Genomic DNA, 17,462 nt, shown 5'->3' on the forward strand with positions numbered 1-17,462 from the left:
GCCGTCGTGACCGACGCCGCCCTCCCCGCCTCCGCCAAGGCCCCGCCGGCAAAGCCGGCGGCCGAGGTCGACTGGACCAAGCTGTTCCTCGGCTTCGGGGCCATGGTCATCGGCCAGTTCATGGCCATCCTCGACATCCAGATCGTGGCCGCCTCGCTGCCGCAGATTCAGGCCGGCGTCGGGGCCAGCACCGACCAGGTCAGCTGGATCCAGACCGCCTATCTGATCCCCGAGGTCGTGATGATCCCGCTGTCGGGATATCTGTCGCGGCTGTGGGGCACCCAGCGCCTCTACATGGCCTCGTGCCTGGGCTTCATCGTCATGAGCGTGGCCACCGGCCTCAGCTCGTCGATCGACATGATGATCCTGACGCGGGCCCTGCAGGGCTTCATCGGCGGGGCGATGATCCCGACGGTGTTCGCCGTGGCCTTCACCGCCTTCCCGCCCGAGCGCCGGATCACCGCCAGCGTCATCATGGGCCTGATCGTCACCCTGGCCCCGACCGTCGGCCCCACCCTAGGCGGCCACCTGACCGAGTGGCTCAGCTGGCGCTGGCTGTTCTTCATCAACGTCCCGCCCGGGATTCTGGTGCTGTTCGCGGTCGCCAAGTGGGGCGACTTCGACAAGGGCGACCCGAGCCTGGCCAAGGGCTTCGACTGGACGGGCCTGGCGGTCATGGCCGCCTTCCTGATGAGCATGCAGTACGTGCTGGAGGAAGGCGCCAAGGAGAACTGGTTCGACGACGACCTGATCCTGGGCCTGACGGTCGTGGCGGTGACCACCGGCGTGGTCTTCATCTGGCGGCAGCTGACCTACAAGAATCCGATCGTCGAGCTGAGGGCCTTCGCCAACCGCAACTTCAGCATCGGCGTGCTGATGACCGCGATCTCCGGCGCCAGCCTGTTCGGCGGCACCTTCCTGCTGCCGCAGTTCCTGAGCCGCGTGCGGGGCTATTCGGCCTCGGAAGTGGGCACGACCATGGTCATCTCGGGCCTGTCGATGTTCGCCACCGGCCCGGTCGCCGGCCGTATCGTGCGCAAGATGGATCCGCGCATCCCCATGTGCATCGGCTTCCTGCTGGCGGGCTGGGGCATGTACATGGCCCACGGCGTGACCAAAAATTGGGGTTTCTGGGAATTCGCCGGGGTCCAGGCTTGTCGCGGCGTCGGGGTCATGATCGCGATGATCGCCACCCAGCAGATCACGATGAGCACCCTGCCCCAGCACATGGTCAAGAACGCCTCCGGCCTCGTGAACCTGGCGCGCAACACCGGCGGCGCCATCGGCCTGGCCTTGCTGGCCACCAGCATCACCCAGCAGACCGCCCTCTACTTCAACGACATGTCGTCGAAGGTGATGGCCGGCGGCGAGACCTCGACCATGATGGCGGGCCTGGCCGCACGGATGCAGCAGTTGGGTGTCACCGATCCGGACGGCGCGGCGCGCAAGGCGATCGGCCAGATGCTCACCCAGCAGTCAACCGTGCTGGCCTTCGGCGACAGCTTCACCCTGCTGGCCTACGGTTGCTTCGCCGCCGCCGTGGTCAGCCTGCTGGCGGCCCCGCCCAAGGTGCTGCCGCCTCCGCCTTCGGACGCCCACTGATGCCCAGGATCGCCGGCCAGATCGACGTCGCCAAGACCGAAGCCATCCTCGACGCCGCCGTCGAGGTGATCGGCCAGCGCGGCCTTTCCGCCCCGATGGAGGAGATCGCCCGCCGCGCGGGGGTCTCCAAGCAGACGGTCTACAACCACTACGGCTCCAAGGCCGAGCTGGTGAAGGCGCTGATGGCCCGCCGGGTGGCGCGCATCACCGCGCCGCTGCACGAGCCGGGCGCGGTCGATAATCCGCAGGAGGCCCTGGAGGCCTTCGCCCGCTCGATGCTGGAGACGGTGATCACCACCAACGGCTATTCGGTGCTGCGGGTGATCATCCAGGGCGCGGGCGAGATGCCCGACGTCGCCAACGAGGTGTTCGAGGCCGGCCCCCGCCAGGCCCGCCGCCAGCTGGCAGTGTTCCTGGAGACCGAGACCAGGCTCGGCCGCCTGGCCGTCGACGATCCCGAACAGGCCGCCGAGTTCTTCGCCGGCATGGTCCTGGGCCACAGCCAGCTGCGCGCCCTGCTGCGCCTGCCGTCCGACCGCACACCAGCCCAGTTCGACGCCCAGGCGGCGGCCGCCGCGGCGCGGTTCATGCGGGCTTACGCGCCTTAGGGCTTTTGCTTTCCGAGAATTCTGGCGCGCAGCTCGTCGAAATAAGCGTCGTCCGCTGGCTGGCCCAAAGGCGATCGTCCGCCTTCAAGGATCTTTTCTCTCAGCGCCTCGATATCACGGGCGCGCTGCGCTTCATCGGGCATGTCCATAATCCGAAGATAGCACACGAAAAAGCCCGGCGGATCGCTCCACCGGGCCCGTTCGTCAGTGGGAACCGAAGGGGATCAGCCCTCGGCTTCGTCGGGCATGCCCATCATGTGGAAGCCGGCGTCGACGTGGACGACTTCGCCCGTGGTCGAACGGCCGAGGTCCGAGACCAGCCACAGGGCGGCGCCGGCGACGCCTTCCATCGAGGTGTCTTCCTTCATGGCGCTGAAGGCGCGGCCCTGGGCGATCATGCCGCGGCCGCCGGCGATGCCTGCGAGAGCGAGCGTGCGCATGGCGCCGGCCGAGATCGCGTTGCAGCGGATGCCCTTGGGACCCAGGTCGCGAGCGATGTAGCGGGTCGCCGCTTCCAGGGCGGCCTTGGCCACGCCCATGGTGTTGTAGTTCGGGATGGTCCGCTCCGACCCCAGATAGGTCATGGTGATCAGCGAGCCGCCGTTCGGCATGATCTTGGCGGCGCGCTTGGCCACGTCGACGAAGCTGAAGGCCGAGATGTTCATCGCCGTGAGGAAGCCCTCGCGGGTGGTGTTGTCGACGAACGAGCCCTTCAGCTCGTCCTTGTTGGCGAAGGCCACCGAGTGCACCACGAAGTCGATCGTGCCGAACTTCTCCTCGATGGCGGCGAAGGCCGCGTCCATCGAGGCGTCGTCGGTGACGTCGGCCGGGATCAGGGTGTTGACGCCGATGCTCTCGGCCAGCGGGCGCACGCGGCGCTCCAGCGCTTCACCCTGATAGGTGAAGGCCATTTCGGCGCCCTGGGCGGCCAGTTGGCTGGCGATGCCCCAGGCGATGGAGTTGTGATTGGCCACGCCCATGACGAGGCCTTTCTTGCCCGCCATCAGCTCGCCCTTGGGGAATGCGTAGTCGTCGGCCATCGGTCGGCTCCTTGATCTTTGGCCGCTGGTTAGCAGTCCCGTCGCGACGACGGAACCCCGGCGCCCTAGAAACGCGGCGTGTGGCGGGTCAGCCGGTAGACGATCGCGGCTGCCAGTTGCTTGGCAGGAACCGCCACCCGACGGCCCGCGCGGCGCGGCCAGCGCCAGCCGCCGGTGGCGATGTCGGCGGGCAGGCGGCGCGCCTGGCGGTCCTTCGTCGACAGCATCGGCGTGTAATAGACGCAGTCCTCGAAATAGTAGTGCAGCACCAGCGAGCGCCGCGTGGACGCCGGGTCGAGCATCTTCGAGCCGCCATGGGCGAGATTAGCCGCCCACACCGCGATCTGGCCCTTCTTGAGCATGGCCAAGCTCGGCTTCAGCCCGGCCTCGTCGAGCTGCCGCCGGATCGCCGGGGCGTATAGGTCGTTGTAGTTGGCCGCCGTCGTCGCGCCGTCCTCGGCGCCGGCTTGCGCCATGGTCAGCACCGGCAGGCGGTGGCTGCCGGGATAGTAGACCAGGGGACCGGCCTCGGGCCGCACATCCTCGAGCGCCAGCCAGACGCCGCACATGAAGCCGCCCGGTTCGGCGTGGAAATGCAGGGTGTCGGCATGGACGTCCTGCTGGCTGCCACGGTGGAAATTCAGGCTCTGGAACGGGAAGGGCTCGCGGCCATAGGCCAGGGCCAGGCGGGCAAGGATCTCCGGATGGGTGGCGACCCGCCGGATGGCTTCCGACCGCCGCCAGGCGTCGTGCACCCGCGTGGCGCCGCTCTCGAAATGGTGGGCGGTCTCGGCGTCGATGCGGTCGCAGAGGTCCAGCAGGTCGTCGCCGAGGTCGATGATCGCCAGGCCGTCGCGGGTCAGGTCGCGGGCGAAGGCCTTGTGCGTCTCGGGCGCGTCGGCGCACGCCAGGCGATCTTCAAGGTCCTCGGCCTCGATCCACGGCTTGGAAGCTGCCTGGGCCGGCCCGTCCGCAACACGAGATGACATTCTGTAACGCCCCGAACTGTGGCGATACTCAATCGACGATCGACCAAATCCGGTCAAGCATCGCGTGGCGCGAAGCGCGGAAGTCGAGATGATGGTCGCGGTTGGCCTCGGGGCCGAGCAGAGCGGGATCGACCAGCCCGTCCGATCCCAGGAACGGGGCCAGATCATCGACGAAGGCCAGGCCTTCGGCCTCGACCGCCTCGCGCAGCCGCTCGCCCACGCGGCGGTGCAGCGCCGTGCGTCGCGCCAAGTCAGGGATCTCCAGTCCGGCCAGCGCCGTCGCCAGGTCCTGGCCGGCCGGACCATGCTGGTCGACGATGTGGCCGTTGACGTAGCCGGCGCGCCAGGCGGCGTCGGACAGGGCAGGCGGGAACAGCGACATCACCCGCACGCGGGCTCGCTGGCTTGCTGGAACGGCATCGACCAGGAACGCGACATAGCGGGCGATCGTCTCCTCGGCGAAGGCGTCGAACTCGGCTTCGTCGAAGGCCAGGGCGCCGGCCGCCAGCCGCTTGAAGGGGTGCACGAACTCGATGTCGACCTGGCCGAACTTGGCGAGGATCGGCAGGCCGTCGATCGCCAGCAGGCGGGCAAGGGCGGCGCGGACGCGGGGACCCGCGCCCGAACGGCCGCCATCCCCGGCGAGGCCGCGAGCCGAGGCGCCGGTCTCCAGGCTCCAGATCGGCAGCAGCCAGCGCCCGTCACGTCGGCCGCGCCGGCAGAGCAGGCGGCCGTGACTATCGCCGACCAGGCCGTAGGGCAGGGCGCCGGCCGCGATCAGGGCCGGCAGGCGGGCTTCGAGGCGCGAGGCGGGATCGGCGGCGGCCCGGCAGATCTCGGCCCAGGCCCCGTCGAGCGGGCGGAAGGCCGGCAGGGGCGAGGCGCCTGCCGACCGGACCACGGCCACGCCGGGCCCATCCGCCATGGACCACAGGCGGCGGGCGCCGCCGCGAACCGTATCGATCGCGGCGGCCCGGATCAGGTCAGTCGACCTGGCCGAAGATCAGCGTGCCGTTGGTGCCGCCGAAGCCGAAGCTGTTGGACATCACCGTGTCGAGCGGCTTGTCCGAGCGCTGGCGCAGGATCGGCAGGTCGGCGAACTCGGGGTCGAGGTTCTCGATGTTGGCGCTCTCGGCCGCGAAGCCGTTCTTGAGCATCAGGATCGAGTAGATCGCTTCTTGAGCGCCGGCCGCGCCGAGGCTGTGGCCGGTCAGCGACTTGGTCGACGAGATCAACGGCGCCTTGTCGCCGAACACCTCGCGCACCGCGCCCATCTCCTTGCTGTCGCCGACCGGCGTCGAGGTGCCGTGCGGGTTCAGATAGTCGATGGTGCGGCCGCCGGTCTCGGCGATCGCCAGCTTCATGCAGCGGGCCGCGCCTTCGCCCGACGGAGCGACCATGTCGTAGCCGTCGGAATTGGCGGCGTAGCCGATCAGTTCGCCATAGATCTTGGCCCCGCGCGCCTTGGCGTGCTCGTATTCCTCGAGCACCACGATGCCGGCGCCGCCGGCGATCACGAAGCCGTCGCGGTCCTTGTCGTAGGCGCGGCTGGCCACGGCCGGGCGGTCGTTGAAGTTGCTGCTCATGGCGCCCATGGCGTCGAACAGGTTCGACAGGGTCCAGTCCAGCTCCTCGCAGCCGCCGGCGAAGACGATGTCCTGCTTGCCCAGCTGGATCTGCTCGGCGCCCGCGCCGATGCAGTGGGCGCTGGTCGCGCAAGCCGAGCTGATTGAATAGTTGATCCCGCGGATCTTGAACCAGGTCGACAGCACCGCCGACGGACCCGAGCTCATAGCCTTGGGCACCGCGAACGGACCGATCCGCTTGGGACCGCGTTCCTTGGTCGTGGCCGCGGCCTCGACGATGACGCGGGTGGACGGGCCGCCCGAACCGACGATCAGGCCGGTGCGCTCGTTGGAAATCTCGGACTCTTCGAGACCGGAATCCGCGATCGCCTGCTCCATGGCGATGTGGGCGTAAGCCGTGCCGGGCGCAAGGAAGCGCGCGGCCCGGCGATCGACCAGGCCTTCCCACTCGATCTGAGGCGCGGCGTGCACCTGGCAGCGGAAGCCGAGCTCGGCATATTCCGGTGCGGCGACCACGCCCGACTTGGCTTCGCGCAGCGAAGCCAGCACCTCGTTGGCGTTGTTGCCGATGGACGAGACGACGCCCAGTCCCGTGACGACGACGCGACGCATATCTGTACCTCTTTCTCCCCGATCCGCCGGAGCCGGCTCCTTGCAGAACGGCCGGCTAGTCGGTTGGATCAACCCGCCATCTGTTCGGCCGTGAACAGGCCGACCTTGAGGTCCTTGGTTTCGTAGATGACCTTGCCGTCGGCTTCCAGAACGCCGTCGGCGATGCCCATGACCAACTTACGCATGATCACACGCTTCAGGTCGATCTTGTAGACCACCTTCTTGATGTCCGGCGTGACCTGGCCCGTGAACTTCACCTCGCCGACGCCCAGGGCGCGGCCGCGGCCGGGGGCCCCGGACCAGCCGAGGAAGAAGCCGACCAGCTGCCACAGGGCGTCCAGGCCCAGGCAGCCGGGCATCACCGGGTCGCCGATGAAGTGGCAGCCGAAGAACCAGAGGTCCGGATTGATATCGAATTCGGCTTCGATGTAGCCCTTGCCGTGCGCGCCGCCGTCGGCCTCGATGCGGACGATGCGATCGAACATCAGCATCGGCGGCACGGGCAGCTGGGCGTTGCCGGGTCCGAACAATTCGCCCCGGCCGCAGGCCAGGAGCTCTTCGAAGGTGTAGGCGCTCTTTTGCATGGGAACGCCCCTAGCACGGCGCCGGGGCGGGCCTCAATGTTACATTCGGCGACAATTGGTGAGCACCGCCCGTTCGAGCGGCTCTTTTGGGGTTTAAATCGTCCGTATCAGCGTGCTTCCGGACACTGCAGCGCCTCCTTGGCGCCCCAAAACTGGTCCTCCGGCGCCCAGCCCGAGGCCCCATCGGCCTTCAGGCGGCACCAGCCCTTCTCGCACTTGTCGAGCGTGGCGATCGAGCGGCCGCGCAGATAGGCGCTGATCCGCGACTCGGCCTTGGGCGAAGAATGAAGGGGCAGGGGAGCGTCCTGCACGCGCATGGCGGTACGGCGGCCGTCGGTGGTGCGCTTGTGCACCCAGGCCAGGCCGCCCTCGGGATCGCAGATCCTGCGCCACTCGCGGGTTTCGGCCACCACCTGCACCGGCAGGCCCTTGGCCTTATAGATCCACAGCAGGCGGTGATCCTCATCCGGACCCTGGCGGGCGTTGACCTCGCCGTACTTGAGCACGACGTAGCGCGGCACCGGCAGGCCCGACGGGGTCGTGGTCGGCGGCTGGGCGAGCGCGGCGCCCGCCGCCAGCAGGGCGGCGACCGCGATCAGACCGCCCAAGCCGCGAAAACCACCAAGCGAACGATGTTTGCTTTTCACCGGCATGTTGCTTGGCCGCTTCCGGCCCCTTTGCTACAGATTTAGAACGCCCGTCAGGGAAGGCTTTTCAGACCGCCCATGCCCGTTCGCAAGCTCAAAGTCGTCGTCACGCGCAAGCTGCCCGATCCCGTCGAGACGCGGATGTGCGAGCTGTTCGACACAGAACTGAATCTGGCCGACAAGCCCCTGACGCCCGACGAGCTCGTCGACGCCATGGGACGAGCCGACGTGCTGGTGCCCACCATCACCGATCGGATCGACTCGCGCCTTCTGTCGCGATCCGGCGACCGGCTCAAGCTGATCGCCAATTTCGGGGCCGGGGTCGACAATATCGACGTCGCCACGGCCAACGCCCGCGGCATCATCGTCACCAACACCCCCGGCGTCCTGACCGAAGACACGGCCGACCTGACCATGACCCTGATCATGGCCGCCGCGCGTCGCGTGGTCGAGGGGGCCGAGGTGGTGAAGGCCGGCGATTTCCACGGCTGGTCGCCGACCTGGATGCTGGGCCGCCGCCTGTGGGGCAAGCGCCTGGGCATCGTCGGCATGGGCCGCATCGGCCAGGCCGTCGCCCGCCGCGCCAAGGCCTTCGGCATGCAGGTGCACTATCACAACCGCAAGCCCGTCAGCCCGCGCATCGCCGAAGAGCTGGGCTGCACCTACTGGGAAAGCCTCGACCAGATGCTGGCCCGGATGGACATCATCTCGATCAACTGCCCGCACACCCCGGCCACCTACCACCTGCTGTCGGCCCGCCGGCTGAAGCTGCTGCGGCCGCACGCCATCGTCGTCAACACCGCCCGCGGCGAGGTGATCGACGAGGGCGCCCTGGCCAACATGCTGGCGCGCGGCGAGATCGCCGGCGCCGGCCTGGACGTCTACGAGCACGAGCCGGCCATCAACCCCAAGCTCCTGAAGCTGCCCAACGTGGTGCTGCTGCCGCACATGGGCTCGGCCACGGTCGAGGGGCGCATCGACATGGGCGAGAAGGTCATCGTCAACGTGAAGACCTTCATGGACGGCCACCGCCCGCCCGACCGCGTCATCCCGGCGATGCTGTAGAGAAGGGCTTTCCGGGGGCGATCCGCCCCGGAAGCTTCAGCTCCGTGCTCGGGGATCAAACAGCCTTCGCCAAGGTGATGGCCGGACGGCGATCGCCGCACCCTGTAATTGCAAAGCTTGCGAAAACTCGCGAGTGTGCCGACGCGCGGATCGTATCGGTTCGCGCCTGTATCCAGTCGCGACCGGGGGGCCGCCGCTTTGCTTACTCGACGCCTTATCATCGCGGCCGCCTCGGCGGCGCCGCTGCTCATCGATCGCGCCCTGGCCGGCGACGACAAGACAGCCAAGGCCGCGCCGGTTCCACACAGCATCGACGACCTGCTGAAACCGCCGGTCATGCTGGACGTCGCGCTGTCGCCGGACGGCACGCGACTGGCCTTCCTGGTCGAACGCCGGCTCGGCGACAACAAGCGCGACCTGCAGCTCGTCTATCGGCGAACGGTGGAGACCAAGGCGCCGAAAGGCCCGGTCAGCCTGGGCGACTACGCCGGCGAAAAGATCGTGTGGGCCAGCAACGACCGGCTGCTGGTCTGGCTGCGCAGAGAATTCGAGATGCGCTATTCGAAGGGTCGAACCAACGCGTTCGGCTCCTATGTCGAAAAGAGCTACACACAGCACGTCATGGCCATCGGCGAGAACGGCGCCGACCCTGTGCTGCTGCTCTCGCCAGGGAACGGAGGGACTGTCTGGCTCGGCGACAGAGGCAAGGTCGCCGACATGATGATTGACGATCCGCGCCATATCCTCATGCAGCCCGGCAACAGCCTGGTGAAGGTCGATATCCTGACCGGCGCGACGGAAGAATTCGAACGCGGAACTTCGGACACCGTGGGCTGGGTGACCCAGCGGGGCATGCCGATCATCCGCTACGACACCAACAACACGGGCTCCAAGCTCGCGGTGATGACCCGGCCGCCCGGCGCGAAGGCGTGGAAGCACTACCGCACCATCCGCCGCGACGAACGCTACGAGGCGCCGGAGCTGCGTTTCATCGCCCCCACGGCCGAGCCCGGCATGTTGCTGGTGCTCGACAACGACCAGGCCGCGGACCTGCCAGCGATCCGGCTGTTCGACACCCGAACCATGACCATGGGCGAGGTTTTCGCCCAGCATAACAAGCGCCCGATCACCGGCCTCTTCATGGATGAGGAGAACCGGCCGATCAGCATCAGCGTCAGCGACGACCGGGCCAAGGACTGGTTCGTCGACCCCGACCTGGCGGGCCACTACGAGCGGGTCGTGGCCACCTTCGACAAGACCGAAAGCGTCAGCCCCTACGAGGTCAGCCGCGACCGCAAGTGGCTGGTCTTCGCGGTCAGCGGGCCACGCAATCCCGGATCCTTCTGGCTGTACGACGTCACGCGCGGCTCCCTGAAGTTCCTGGCCGACCGCCAGCCCTGGCTGAAAGCCGAACGCCTGGCCCCGATGGAGGCCCTGCGGGTCGAGACCCGCGACGGCGCGACGATCACCGCCTATCTGACGACGCCGGTCGTTCCGTCGGACAAGCCACGCCCGCTGGTGGTGTTGCCGCACGGCGGACCGGAAGTGCGCGACACCCTGGCCTTCGACATCTTCGTCCAGGCCTTCGCCGCCCAGGGCTGGATGGTGCTGCAACCCAATTTCCGCGGCTCAAGCGGCTATGGCCGCGCTTTCGCCGACAAGGGGCGCCGCCACTGGGGCGACCTGATGCAGGCCGACGTAGAGGATTGCGTGGCCAAGGTCCTGGCCTCGGGCGCGGCGGATCCGAACAAGGTGGCGATCTACGGGATGAGCTACGGCGGCTATGCGGCCCTGATGGGCGCTGTGCGCAAGCCCGACCTCTACAAGGCCGTGGTCTCGGTGGCCGGCGACGCGGAACTCTCCAAGACCCTGTCCTTCGCCCGCCAGCAGGAAGGCTACGATTCCGACGCCTACGCCTACTGGATCCGGACCATCGGCGATCCCAAGACCGACAAGGCCATGCTGGCCGAGGCCTCGCCCGCCCTGCGCGCCGGCGAGATCAAGGCGCCGGTGCTGCTGATCCACGGCGTCGACGACACCATCGTCGGCGTCGAACAGTCACGGATCATGGCCAAGGCCCTGAAGGCGGCCGGCAAGCCCTGCGAAGTGATCGAGATGAAGGGCGTCGGTCACCGCGACTGGGGCGATGAAAATCTCAAGATGGTCCTGGAGAAGTCCATCGCCCACATCGGCAAGGCCTTCGCCTGACGCTTAGGACCGCATCGACCCCGTCTCCATGAACCGCTGGTGCCACGACAGCGCCTCGCCCGGCAGGGTCGGGGTCTGGCGGCCGTAGGCGCCGACCTGGGCGCGCTGGAAGTAGTCCTCCAGGCCCGGGCGGAAGTCGGGGTGGGCGCAGTTGTCGATGATCACGCGGGCCCGCTGCTTGGGCGACAGGCCGCGCAGGTCGGCCAAGCCCTGCTCGGTGACGATCACCTGGACGTCCTGGTTGATGTGGTCGACGTGGCTGACCTGCGGGACGATGGCCGAGATCTTGCCGCCCTTGGCCGTCGACGGGGTCATGAAGATCGAGACATAGGCGTTGCGGGCGAAGTCGCCCGAGCCGCCGATGCCGTTCTGGATGCGCGAACCCATGACGTGGGTCGAGTTCACCGCCCCGTAGATGTCGGCCTCGATCAGGCCGTTCATGGCGATGCAGCCCAGGCGCCGGATCAGCTCGGGATGGTTGGAGATCTCCTGCGGCCGCAGGATCATCTTGTCGCGGAAGCTGGCCATGTCGGCGTTGAGGCCGGCGGCGGCCTCGGGGCTCAGCGAGAACGCCGTGGCCGAGGCCATGCGCAGCTTGCCGGCCGCCAGCAGGTCGAGCATGCCGTCCTGGATCACCTCGGTATAGGCGGTCATGTTCTCGAACGGCGCGTCGACCAGGCCGGTCAGAACGGCGTTGGCGATGTTGCCGACACCCGATTGCAGCGGCAGCAGCGAGGCGGGCAGGCGGCCCATCTTCACCTCGTGGGCGAAGAACTCCAGCAGATGGCCGGCGATCGCCAGGGCCGAGGCGTCGGGCGCGGCGAAGGGCAGGTTGCGGTCCGGCGCGTCGGTCTCGACCACGGCGACGACCTTGCTGGGATCGACCCGGAAGTACGCCTCGCCGATGCGGTCGTCGGGCTTGACCAGCGGGATCGGCACGCGGCTGGGGGGCAGGGCGGTGCCGTAGTAGATGTCGTGCATCCCCTCCAGCGCCGGGTTCTGCCAGGCGTTGACCTCGAGGATGATCCTGGAGGCGCGGTCCAGCCAGGTCTTGTTGTTGCCCACCGACGAGGACGGGATCAGCGAGCCGTCGGGCCGGATGCCGGCGATCTCGACCACGGCGGTGTCGAGCGGACCCAGGAACCCCTGCCAGGCCATGGGAGCGACCTGGGAAAGGTGCATGTCGAAATACTCCATCTCGCCGCGATTGATCTTCTCGCGGGCGATGGGGTCGGAATTGTAGGGCAGGCGGAACTCGACGCCGTCGCTCTTGGCCAGGGCGCCGTCCAGCTCCGGGCCGGTCGAGGCGCCGGTCCAGACCTTGACGCGGAAGGGGTCGCCGGCGGCGTGGGCCGCCTCCATCCGCTCGGCCAGCGCCATCGGCACGGCCTTGGGATAGCCCGAGCCGGTGAAGCCGCTCATGCCGACGGTCGAGCCCGGCTCGATCAGGGCGGCGGCGTCCTGGGCGCTCATGGTCCTGGCGGCCAGGCCCGGATGGGCGATGCGGGGGTTGGTCATCGGTCTCTCCCTGCGGCCGACCGGCGCGCGAGGGGAGGTCCGCCGGGACCGGCGGCGGCGAACCTAGACCAAACGCCCCAGGCCCTCACCTACGTAAATACCCGTAACGACAAGGTTTTCGCCGAACGACGCTATCGCCCGCAGCTGGGGCAGGCGGGATCCGCGCCGATCCGCACCGTGCGGGTCTCGGCCGCCAGGGCGTCGTAGATCAGCAGGCGCCCGGACAGCGACTGGCCGGCGCCGGCGATGACCTTGACCGCCTCTAGCGCCATCATCGAGCCGATGACGCCCGCCAGGGCCCCGACCACCCCGACCAAGGCGCAGGTCTCGGCGTCAGGCGGAACCTCGGGCACCAGGCAGCGGTAACAGGGCTGGCCATGGAACACCCCGACCTGGCCGGTCCAGCGGCCCAGGGCGCCGCTGACCAGGACCTTGCCCTCGGCCAGGCAGGCGTCGCTGACGGCGAAGCGGGTGGAGAAATCGTCCGTGCCATCTAGTACGACGTCGTAGTCGCGCACGATCTCGCGGGCGTTGGCCGCGTCCAGCCAGACGGGGTGGGGCACGACCGTCACGTTCGGATTGAGTGCCGCCAGATGATCGGCGGCCGCCTCGACCTTGGGCTTGCCAACGTCGGCCTCGGCATAGAGCACCTGGCGCTGCAGGTTCGACAGCGACACCGCGTCGGCGTCGGCCAGGCCGATCGTGCCCACGCCGGCGGCGGCCAGGTAAAGGGCGGCGGGCGCGCCGAGACCACCGGCGCCGACCAGCAGCACCCTGGCCACCTTCAGCTTCTGCTGGCCCGGTCCGCCGATCTCGCGCAGCACCAGATGGCGGGCGTAGCGCTCGACTTCGCGTTCCGAAAAGCTCATGGCGCTTGACCCTCCAGGCCGGCCTCGCCACATGCGAAGCCATGCAAAGCTCGAACTCGTTCCCCGACTGGCACGGCACCACCATTCTCGCGGTGCGCAAGAACGGCCAGACCGTGATCGCCGGCGACGGACAGGTCTCCATGGGGCCAACCGTCGTCAAGGGCAACGCCCGCAAGGTGCGTCGTCTGGCCGGAGGCGCGGTCGTCGCCGGCTTCGCCGGGGCCACGGCCGACGCCTTCACCCTGATCGAGCGGCTGGAAGCCAAGCTCGAGCAGTATCCCAACCAGCTGGCCCGGGCCTGCGTCGACCTCGCCAAGGACTGGCGCACCGACCGCTACCTGCGTCGCCTGGAGGCCATGCTGCTGGTGGCCGACAAGGACGCCATCTACACCGTCACCGGCGTCGGCGACGTGCTGGAGCCGGGCGAAAGCCCCAGCGGCGGGGCGGTGGCGGCCATCGGCTCTGGCGGCAACTACGCCCTGGCCGCGGCCAAGGCTCTGATCGACCAGGACCTGACGGCGGAAGAGATCGCCAGGCGTGCGATGGCGATCGCGGCCGAGATCTGCGTCTACACCAACGGCAATCTGACGGTGGAAAGCCTCTAAGGTCGTGGACGACGCCCTCGCCCTTCGACAAGCTCAGGGTGAGGGCTAATTCCAGCCTCGCAGTAGAAATCCTCATCCTGAGCTCGTCGAAGGACGAGGATTTCGGCCCAGCGGAGCCTTCCGATGATCAAGGCCATTCTCGCCGTCACGCTGGCGGTCTGCGCCGCCCCCGCCCTCGCCCAGGAGATCTCCGCCGCCCCGGTCGAGGCCGCCGAGCGCGCGTTCGCCGCAGACGGCCTGGCGCTGGGGATCCGGGGCTCGTTCCTCAGGCACATGGCCGACGACGCCATCGTCTTCGCCCCTGGCCCCGTGAACGCCCGTGAGTTCTACGAGAAACGCCCGGGGACCAACGAGCCCAAGCTGTTCTGGTGGCCGCAGAAGGTGGTGATGGCGCGCTCCGGCGACCTTGGCCTGTCGCTGGGCCCCTGGAGCATCGACGACAAGCGCGGCGGCTACTACGCCACCATCTGGCGCAAGGGCGCGGACGGCGTGTGGAAGTGGGTCTATGACGGCGGGGCGCAGGCCGATCCCGGCAAGGCCCCGGGTCCCGACGCCGCCGCCCAGGCCGGTCCGCTGGCGCCCGCGGGCGCGGAATCCCAGGCCAAGGGCTTCGAGGAAGCCCGCGCCGCCGAAGTGGCCCTGGCCTCGGCGGCCGCGACCGACGCCCCGGTCGCCTACAAGAGCGTTCTGACGGACGACGCCTGGCTGCTCGGCCCGAAAGAGACCAAGGCCCTTGCTGGAAACGATCTTTCCGCCCGCCTGGCCCTGCGTGCGGCCGTCATCGCGCTACGCCCGCAAGGCGGCGGCGCGTCCGGGGCCGGCGACCTCGTCTGGACCCACGGCGAAGCCAGTTGGAGCGGAGCGGATAACAAACCCGTGGCGGCGCACTATATGCACGTCTGGCAAAGGCGCGCCGAAGGTTGGCGCCTGATCTTCGAGACCCTGATCAACGACACATGACCGAGTTCTCCCCCCGCGAAATCGTTTCCGAACTGGATCGCTTCATCGTCGGCCACGCCGAGGCCAAGCGCGCCGTCGCCGTGGCCCTGCGCAACCGCTGGCGCCGCCGCCGCACGCCGGCCGACCTGCAGGACGAGATCACCCCCAAGAACATCCTGCTGATCGGCCCCACGGGCGTGGGCAAGACCGAGATCGCCCGGCGCCTCGCCCGCCTGGCCCAGGCGCCGTTCCTGAAGGTCGAGGCCACCAAGTTCACCGAGGTCGGCTATGTCGGCCGCGACGTCGACCAGATCGTCCGTGACCTGGTGGAAAGCGCGCTCGGCATGGTCCGCGACAAGCGGCGGGCCGGCGTGAAGGCCAAGGCCGAGGCGGCCGCCGAGGATCGCATCCTCGACGCCCTGACCGGTCCCGGCGCCACCGCCGCCCGCGACAGCTTCCGAAAGAAGCTGCGGGCCGGCGAGCTGGACGACAAGGAGATCGAGTTGCAGCTGCCCGACAGCGGCGGCGGCGGCATGTTCGAGATCCCCGGCCAGCCGGGCGCCTCGGTGCTGAACCTGTCGGAGATGATGAAGTCGTTCGGCGGCGGCCGCACCAAGACCCACAAGACCACGGTCTCGGGCGCCTGGGCCCCGCTGATCGCCGAGGAGAGCGACAAGCTGCTCGACCAGGAGGCCCTCACCCAGGAGGCCCTGTCCCTGGCCGAGAACCACGGCATCGTCTTCCTCGACGAGATCGACAAGGTCGCCAGCAGCTCGCAGCGCTCGGGCGCCGACGTCTCCCGCGAAGGCGTGCAGCGCGACCTGCTCCCGCTGATCGAGGGTACGACGGTGTCGACCAAGTACGGGCCGGTGAAGACCGACCACATCCTGTTCATCGCCTCGGGCGCGTTCCACGTGGCCAAGCCCAGCGACCTGCTGCCGGAGCTGCAAGGCCGCCTGCCGATCCGCGTGGAGCTGAAGGGCCTGACCCGCGACGACCTGCGCCGCATCCTCACCGAACCGGAAGCCAACCTGCTGCGCCAGCACCAGGCGCTGATGGCCACCGAGGGCCTGACGCTGGTCTTCACCGACGAGGCCATCGACGCCCTGGCCGATGCGGCCGTGGCCGTGAACGGCTCGGTCGAGAACATCGGCGCCAGGCGTTTGCAGACGATCCTGGAAAAGGTGGTCGAGGAAATCAGCTTCTCGGCGGCGGATCGGGGCGGCGAGACCGTCACCATCGACGCGGACTATGTGAAGGAACGGGTCGGGGCCTTGGCCGCCAACGCGGATCTGAGCCGTTACATCCTCTAGAGCGGCGGCCCCGAAGGAAAGACATGCTCGAAGACCGAGACTGGACCAGCGCTCCCGGGGCGACTGAAGCAGCGCTGCACGCCTTGCGGCAGGTCGCGCCCGTGGAGCTGCCGCGGAGCTATTACGACCTGCTGGCCCAGAGCGACGGCGGGGAGGGTCCGCTTCCCGTTCAGCCCTACACCCTGTGTCTCGACCCAGCGACGACGATGGCTAAGGCGATCCGAGACGGCGGGTATTTCGAGGGCTTCATCGTCTTCGCAAGCAGCGGCGGCGGCGAGCTTCTCGCCTTCGACATCCGCGGCACGGCGCCCTGGCCGATCATCGCCATCGACATGGTCGCGGGTCCGGAAACGGCTGAACCGGTGGCCGACGACTTCGACACCCTGCTCGACCTGATCGGACGCGAAGAGGCCTGATCCCGCCCCCATCCCGACGAAGAAAGGCCCGGGCGTCGCCGTCCGGGCCGAAAGTCAGAGGGGACTTACTAGGGGGATACGAGGGTGAAATGCGCATGGCCGCGCTTTCGTTCCACAACCCCTGCGACATTAAGTCTTTGTTCTCAAACCGCCCCGACGGCTCGGCTCGGTAAACGGCTCTTAACCAAACCGGCCCACAAGATCGCTCCGTAGGACTCTGGAGTGGTTCATGGCGCGAGTGGCGCGGCGATCGAATGTGGAGCTGGTCTGGGAGGCGGTCCGCTACGGCTGGGCGCAACCCTGGACGGCCCGGTTCCGGGGCGGCGTGCTGGCCGTGCTGGGCGCTGGCCTGTTGCTGTCGCTGGCCACCTATGACGCGGCCGATCCCAGCTTCAACGCCGTCAGCAGCGCGCCCGCGACCAACGCCCTGGGCGGGGCCGGCGCCATGGTGGCCGACGTGGTCGTGCAGTCGCTGGGACTGGCCGGCTGGATCGCCGCGATCATGATGCTGGTCTTCGGCCTGGCGCGCACCGCCCAGCCCGATCCCGACGCCCATCGCAAGGAACTGCGGGTGCGCGCCGGTGTCGGCGTGGCCGGCCTGCTGGCCCTGGCCGGCTTCCTGACCATCCTGGCGCCGCCCGCCGTCTGGCCGCTGGCCAAGGGCCTGGGCGGCTTCTGGGGCGACGGCCTGCTGAACCTGATCGGCGGGATCTTCGGCTTCGCCCACATTCCCGGTGCCCGGATCATCGCCGCCCTGCTGCTGCTGGTCGGGGCCGTGGTCGGCGTCGGCTACGCCCTGGGCGTCCGCCGCGTCGATCCCGAAAGCCTGATGGCCCTGATCGCCCGCCTGACCGCGCCGCG

Annotated in this window: 18 protein-coding genes and 1 pseudogene; 9 read left to right on the plus strand and 10 right to left on the minus strand. The window is 68.7% G+C overall.

Translation table 11 applies throughout. The features are described from left to right. Positions 1-6: 6 nt before the first annotated feature. Entirely contained in the window at positions 7-1,602 is a 1,596-nt protein-coding gene (locus AC2YHT_RS18650; RefSeq protein ID WP_487291337.1) for a DHA2 family efflux MFS transporter permease subunit, read from the plus strand. Continuing rightward, entirely contained in the window at positions 1,602-2,210 is a 609-nt protein-coding gene (locus AC2YHT_RS18655) for a TetR/AcrR family transcriptional regulator (RefSeq protein ID WP_487291338.1), read from the plus strand. The genes AC2YHT_RS18650 and AC2YHT_RS18655 overlap by 1 nt, the downstream gene beginning before the upstream one ends. On the opposite strand, the gene AC2YHT_RS18660 is transcribed toward AC2YHT_RS18655, so the two are convergent. From AC2YHT_RS18660 to AC2YHT_RS18690, 7 genes are all read right to left on the minus strand, one after another. After that, positions 2,207-2,353 carry a hypothetical protein gene (locus AC2YHT_RS18660; RefSeq protein WP_487291340.1) on the minus strand — a complete coding sequence of 49 codons (147 nt, stop codon included), beginning with the start codon at positions 2,351-2,353 and terminating at the stop codon, positions 2,207-2,209. The genes AC2YHT_RS18655 and AC2YHT_RS18660 overlap by 4 nt on opposite strands. Positions 2,354-2,434: 81 nt before the next feature. After that, entirely contained in the window at positions 2,435-3,250 is an 816-nt protein-coding gene (locus tag AC2YHT_RS18665) for an enoyl-ACP reductase FabI (protein ID WP_058348535.1), read from the minus strand. Between the two features lie 65 nt (positions 3,251-3,315). Continuing rightward, complete coding sequence (locus AC2YHT_RS18670; protein WP_487291342.1) at positions 3,316-4,239, minus strand: phytanoyl-CoA dioxygenase family protein; 924 nt, start codon at positions 4,237-4,239, stop codon at positions 3,316-3,318. A 28-nt stretch (positions 4,240-4,267) separates the two neighbouring features. Further along, positions 4,268-5,146 (minus strand): hypothetical protein, encoded by an 879-nt coding sequence (locus tag AC2YHT_RS18675; RefSeq protein ID WP_487291343.1) that lies wholly within the window; start codon positions 5,144-5,146, stop codon positions 4,268-4,270. A gap of 76 nt (positions 5,147-5,222) precedes the next feature. Beyond that, positions 5,223-6,437 carry a beta-ketoacyl-ACP synthase I gene (gene fabB, locus AC2YHT_RS18680; RefSeq protein WP_487291344.1) on the minus strand — a complete coding sequence of 405 codons (1,215 nt, stop codon included), beginning with the start codon at positions 6,435-6,437 and terminating at the stop codon, positions 5,223-5,225. Between the two features lie 68 nt (positions 6,438-6,505). Beyond that, complete coding sequence (fabA, locus tag AC2YHT_RS18685) at positions 6,506-7,021, minus strand: 3-hydroxyacyl-[acyl-carrier-protein] dehydratase FabA (protein WP_110119995.1); 516 nt, start codon at positions 7,019-7,021, stop codon at positions 6,506-6,508. A gap of 107 nt (positions 7,022-7,128) precedes the next feature. Further along, complete coding sequence (locus tag AC2YHT_RS18690) at positions 7,129-7,674, minus strand: SH3 domain-containing protein (protein WP_487291346.1); 546 nt, start codon at positions 7,672-7,674, stop codon at positions 7,129-7,131. A gap of 72 nt (positions 7,675-7,746) precedes the next feature. On the opposite strand from AC2YHT_RS18690, the gene AC2YHT_RS18695 reads away from it, so the two are divergent. Both AC2YHT_RS18695 and AC2YHT_RS18700 read left to right on the plus strand, forming a co-directional pair. After that, complete coding sequence (locus AC2YHT_RS18695; RefSeq protein WP_487291348.1) at positions 7,747-8,733, plus strand: 2-hydroxyacid dehydrogenase; 987 nt, start codon at positions 7,747-7,749, stop codon at positions 8,731-8,733. 198 nt (positions 8,734-8,931) lie between these two features. Then, positions 8,932-10,941: an alpha/beta hydrolase family protein gene (locus tag AC2YHT_RS18700; protein WP_487291350.1), complete on the plus strand. Its 2,010-nt coding sequence runs from the start codon at positions 8,932-8,934 to the stop codon at positions 10,939-10,941. A 3-nt stretch (positions 10,942-10,944) separates the two neighbouring features. On the opposite strand, the gene scpC is transcribed toward AC2YHT_RS18700, so the two are convergent. Beyond that, the gene (scpC, locus tag AC2YHT_RS18705; RefSeq protein ID WP_487291352.1) at positions 10,945-12,459 is read right to left on the minus strand and encodes a succinyl-CoA:acetate CoA-transferase ScpC; all 1,515 of its coding nucleotides are present in this window, start codon (positions 12,457-12,459) and stop codon (positions 10,945-10,947) included. Between the two features lie 131 nt (positions 12,460-12,590). Beyond that, positions 12,591-13,328, minus strand: a complete 738-nt coding sequence (locus AC2YHT_RS18710; RefSeq protein WP_487291353.1) for a HesA/MoeB/ThiF family protein — start codon at positions 13,326-13,328, stop codon at positions 12,591-12,593. 5 nt (positions 13,329-13,333) lie between these two features. Between AC2YHT_RS18710 and hslV the strand changes: the two genes are divergently transcribed. Continuing rightward, positions 13,334-13,933, plus strand: a complete 600-nt coding sequence (gene hslV, locus AC2YHT_RS18715) for an ATP-dependent protease subunit HslV (RefSeq protein ID WP_487291355.1) — start codon at positions 13,334-13,336, stop codon at positions 13,931-13,933. A gap of 11 nt (positions 13,934-13,944) precedes the next feature. On the opposite strand, the pseudogene AC2YHT_RS18720 reads toward hslV, so the two are convergent. Then, a pseudogene (locus tag AC2YHT_RS18720) lies at positions 13,945-14,070 on the minus strand (hypothetical protein); the annotation flags it as partial. On the opposite strand from AC2YHT_RS18720, the gene AC2YHT_RS18725 reads away from it, so the two are divergent. From AC2YHT_RS18725 to AC2YHT_RS18740, 4 genes are all read left to right on the plus strand, one after another. After that, on the plus strand, positions 14,057-14,893 hold the full coding sequence (locus AC2YHT_RS18725; RefSeq protein ID WP_487291357.1) for a DUF4440 domain-containing protein: 837 nt from the start codon (positions 14,057-14,059) through the stop codon (positions 14,891-14,893). The pseudogene AC2YHT_RS18720 and the gene AC2YHT_RS18725 sit on opposite strands and share 14 nt — an antisense overlap. Further along, positions 14,890-16,185, plus strand: coding sequence for an ATP-dependent protease ATPase subunit HslU (hslU, locus tag AC2YHT_RS18730; RefSeq protein WP_487291359.1), 1,296 nt, complete (start codon positions 14,890-14,892; stop codon positions 16,183-16,185). Before AC2YHT_RS18725 ends, hslU begins: the two co-directional genes overlap by 4 nt. A 23-nt stretch (positions 16,186-16,208) precedes the next feature. Then, a complete protein-coding gene (locus AC2YHT_RS18735) occupies positions 16,209-16,601 on the plus strand; it encodes an SMI1/KNR4 family protein (protein ID WP_487291361.1) in 393 nt (130 codons plus the stop codon). Between the two features lie 229 nt (positions 16,602-16,830). Further along, positions 16,831-17,462 (plus strand): DNA translocase FtsK 4TM domain-containing protein (locus AC2YHT_RS18740; protein ID WP_487291363.1); only part of this gene is annotated, 632 nt, incomplete at its 3' end.

The organism is Caulobacter sp. SRI_008 (genome assembly GCF_057586355.1).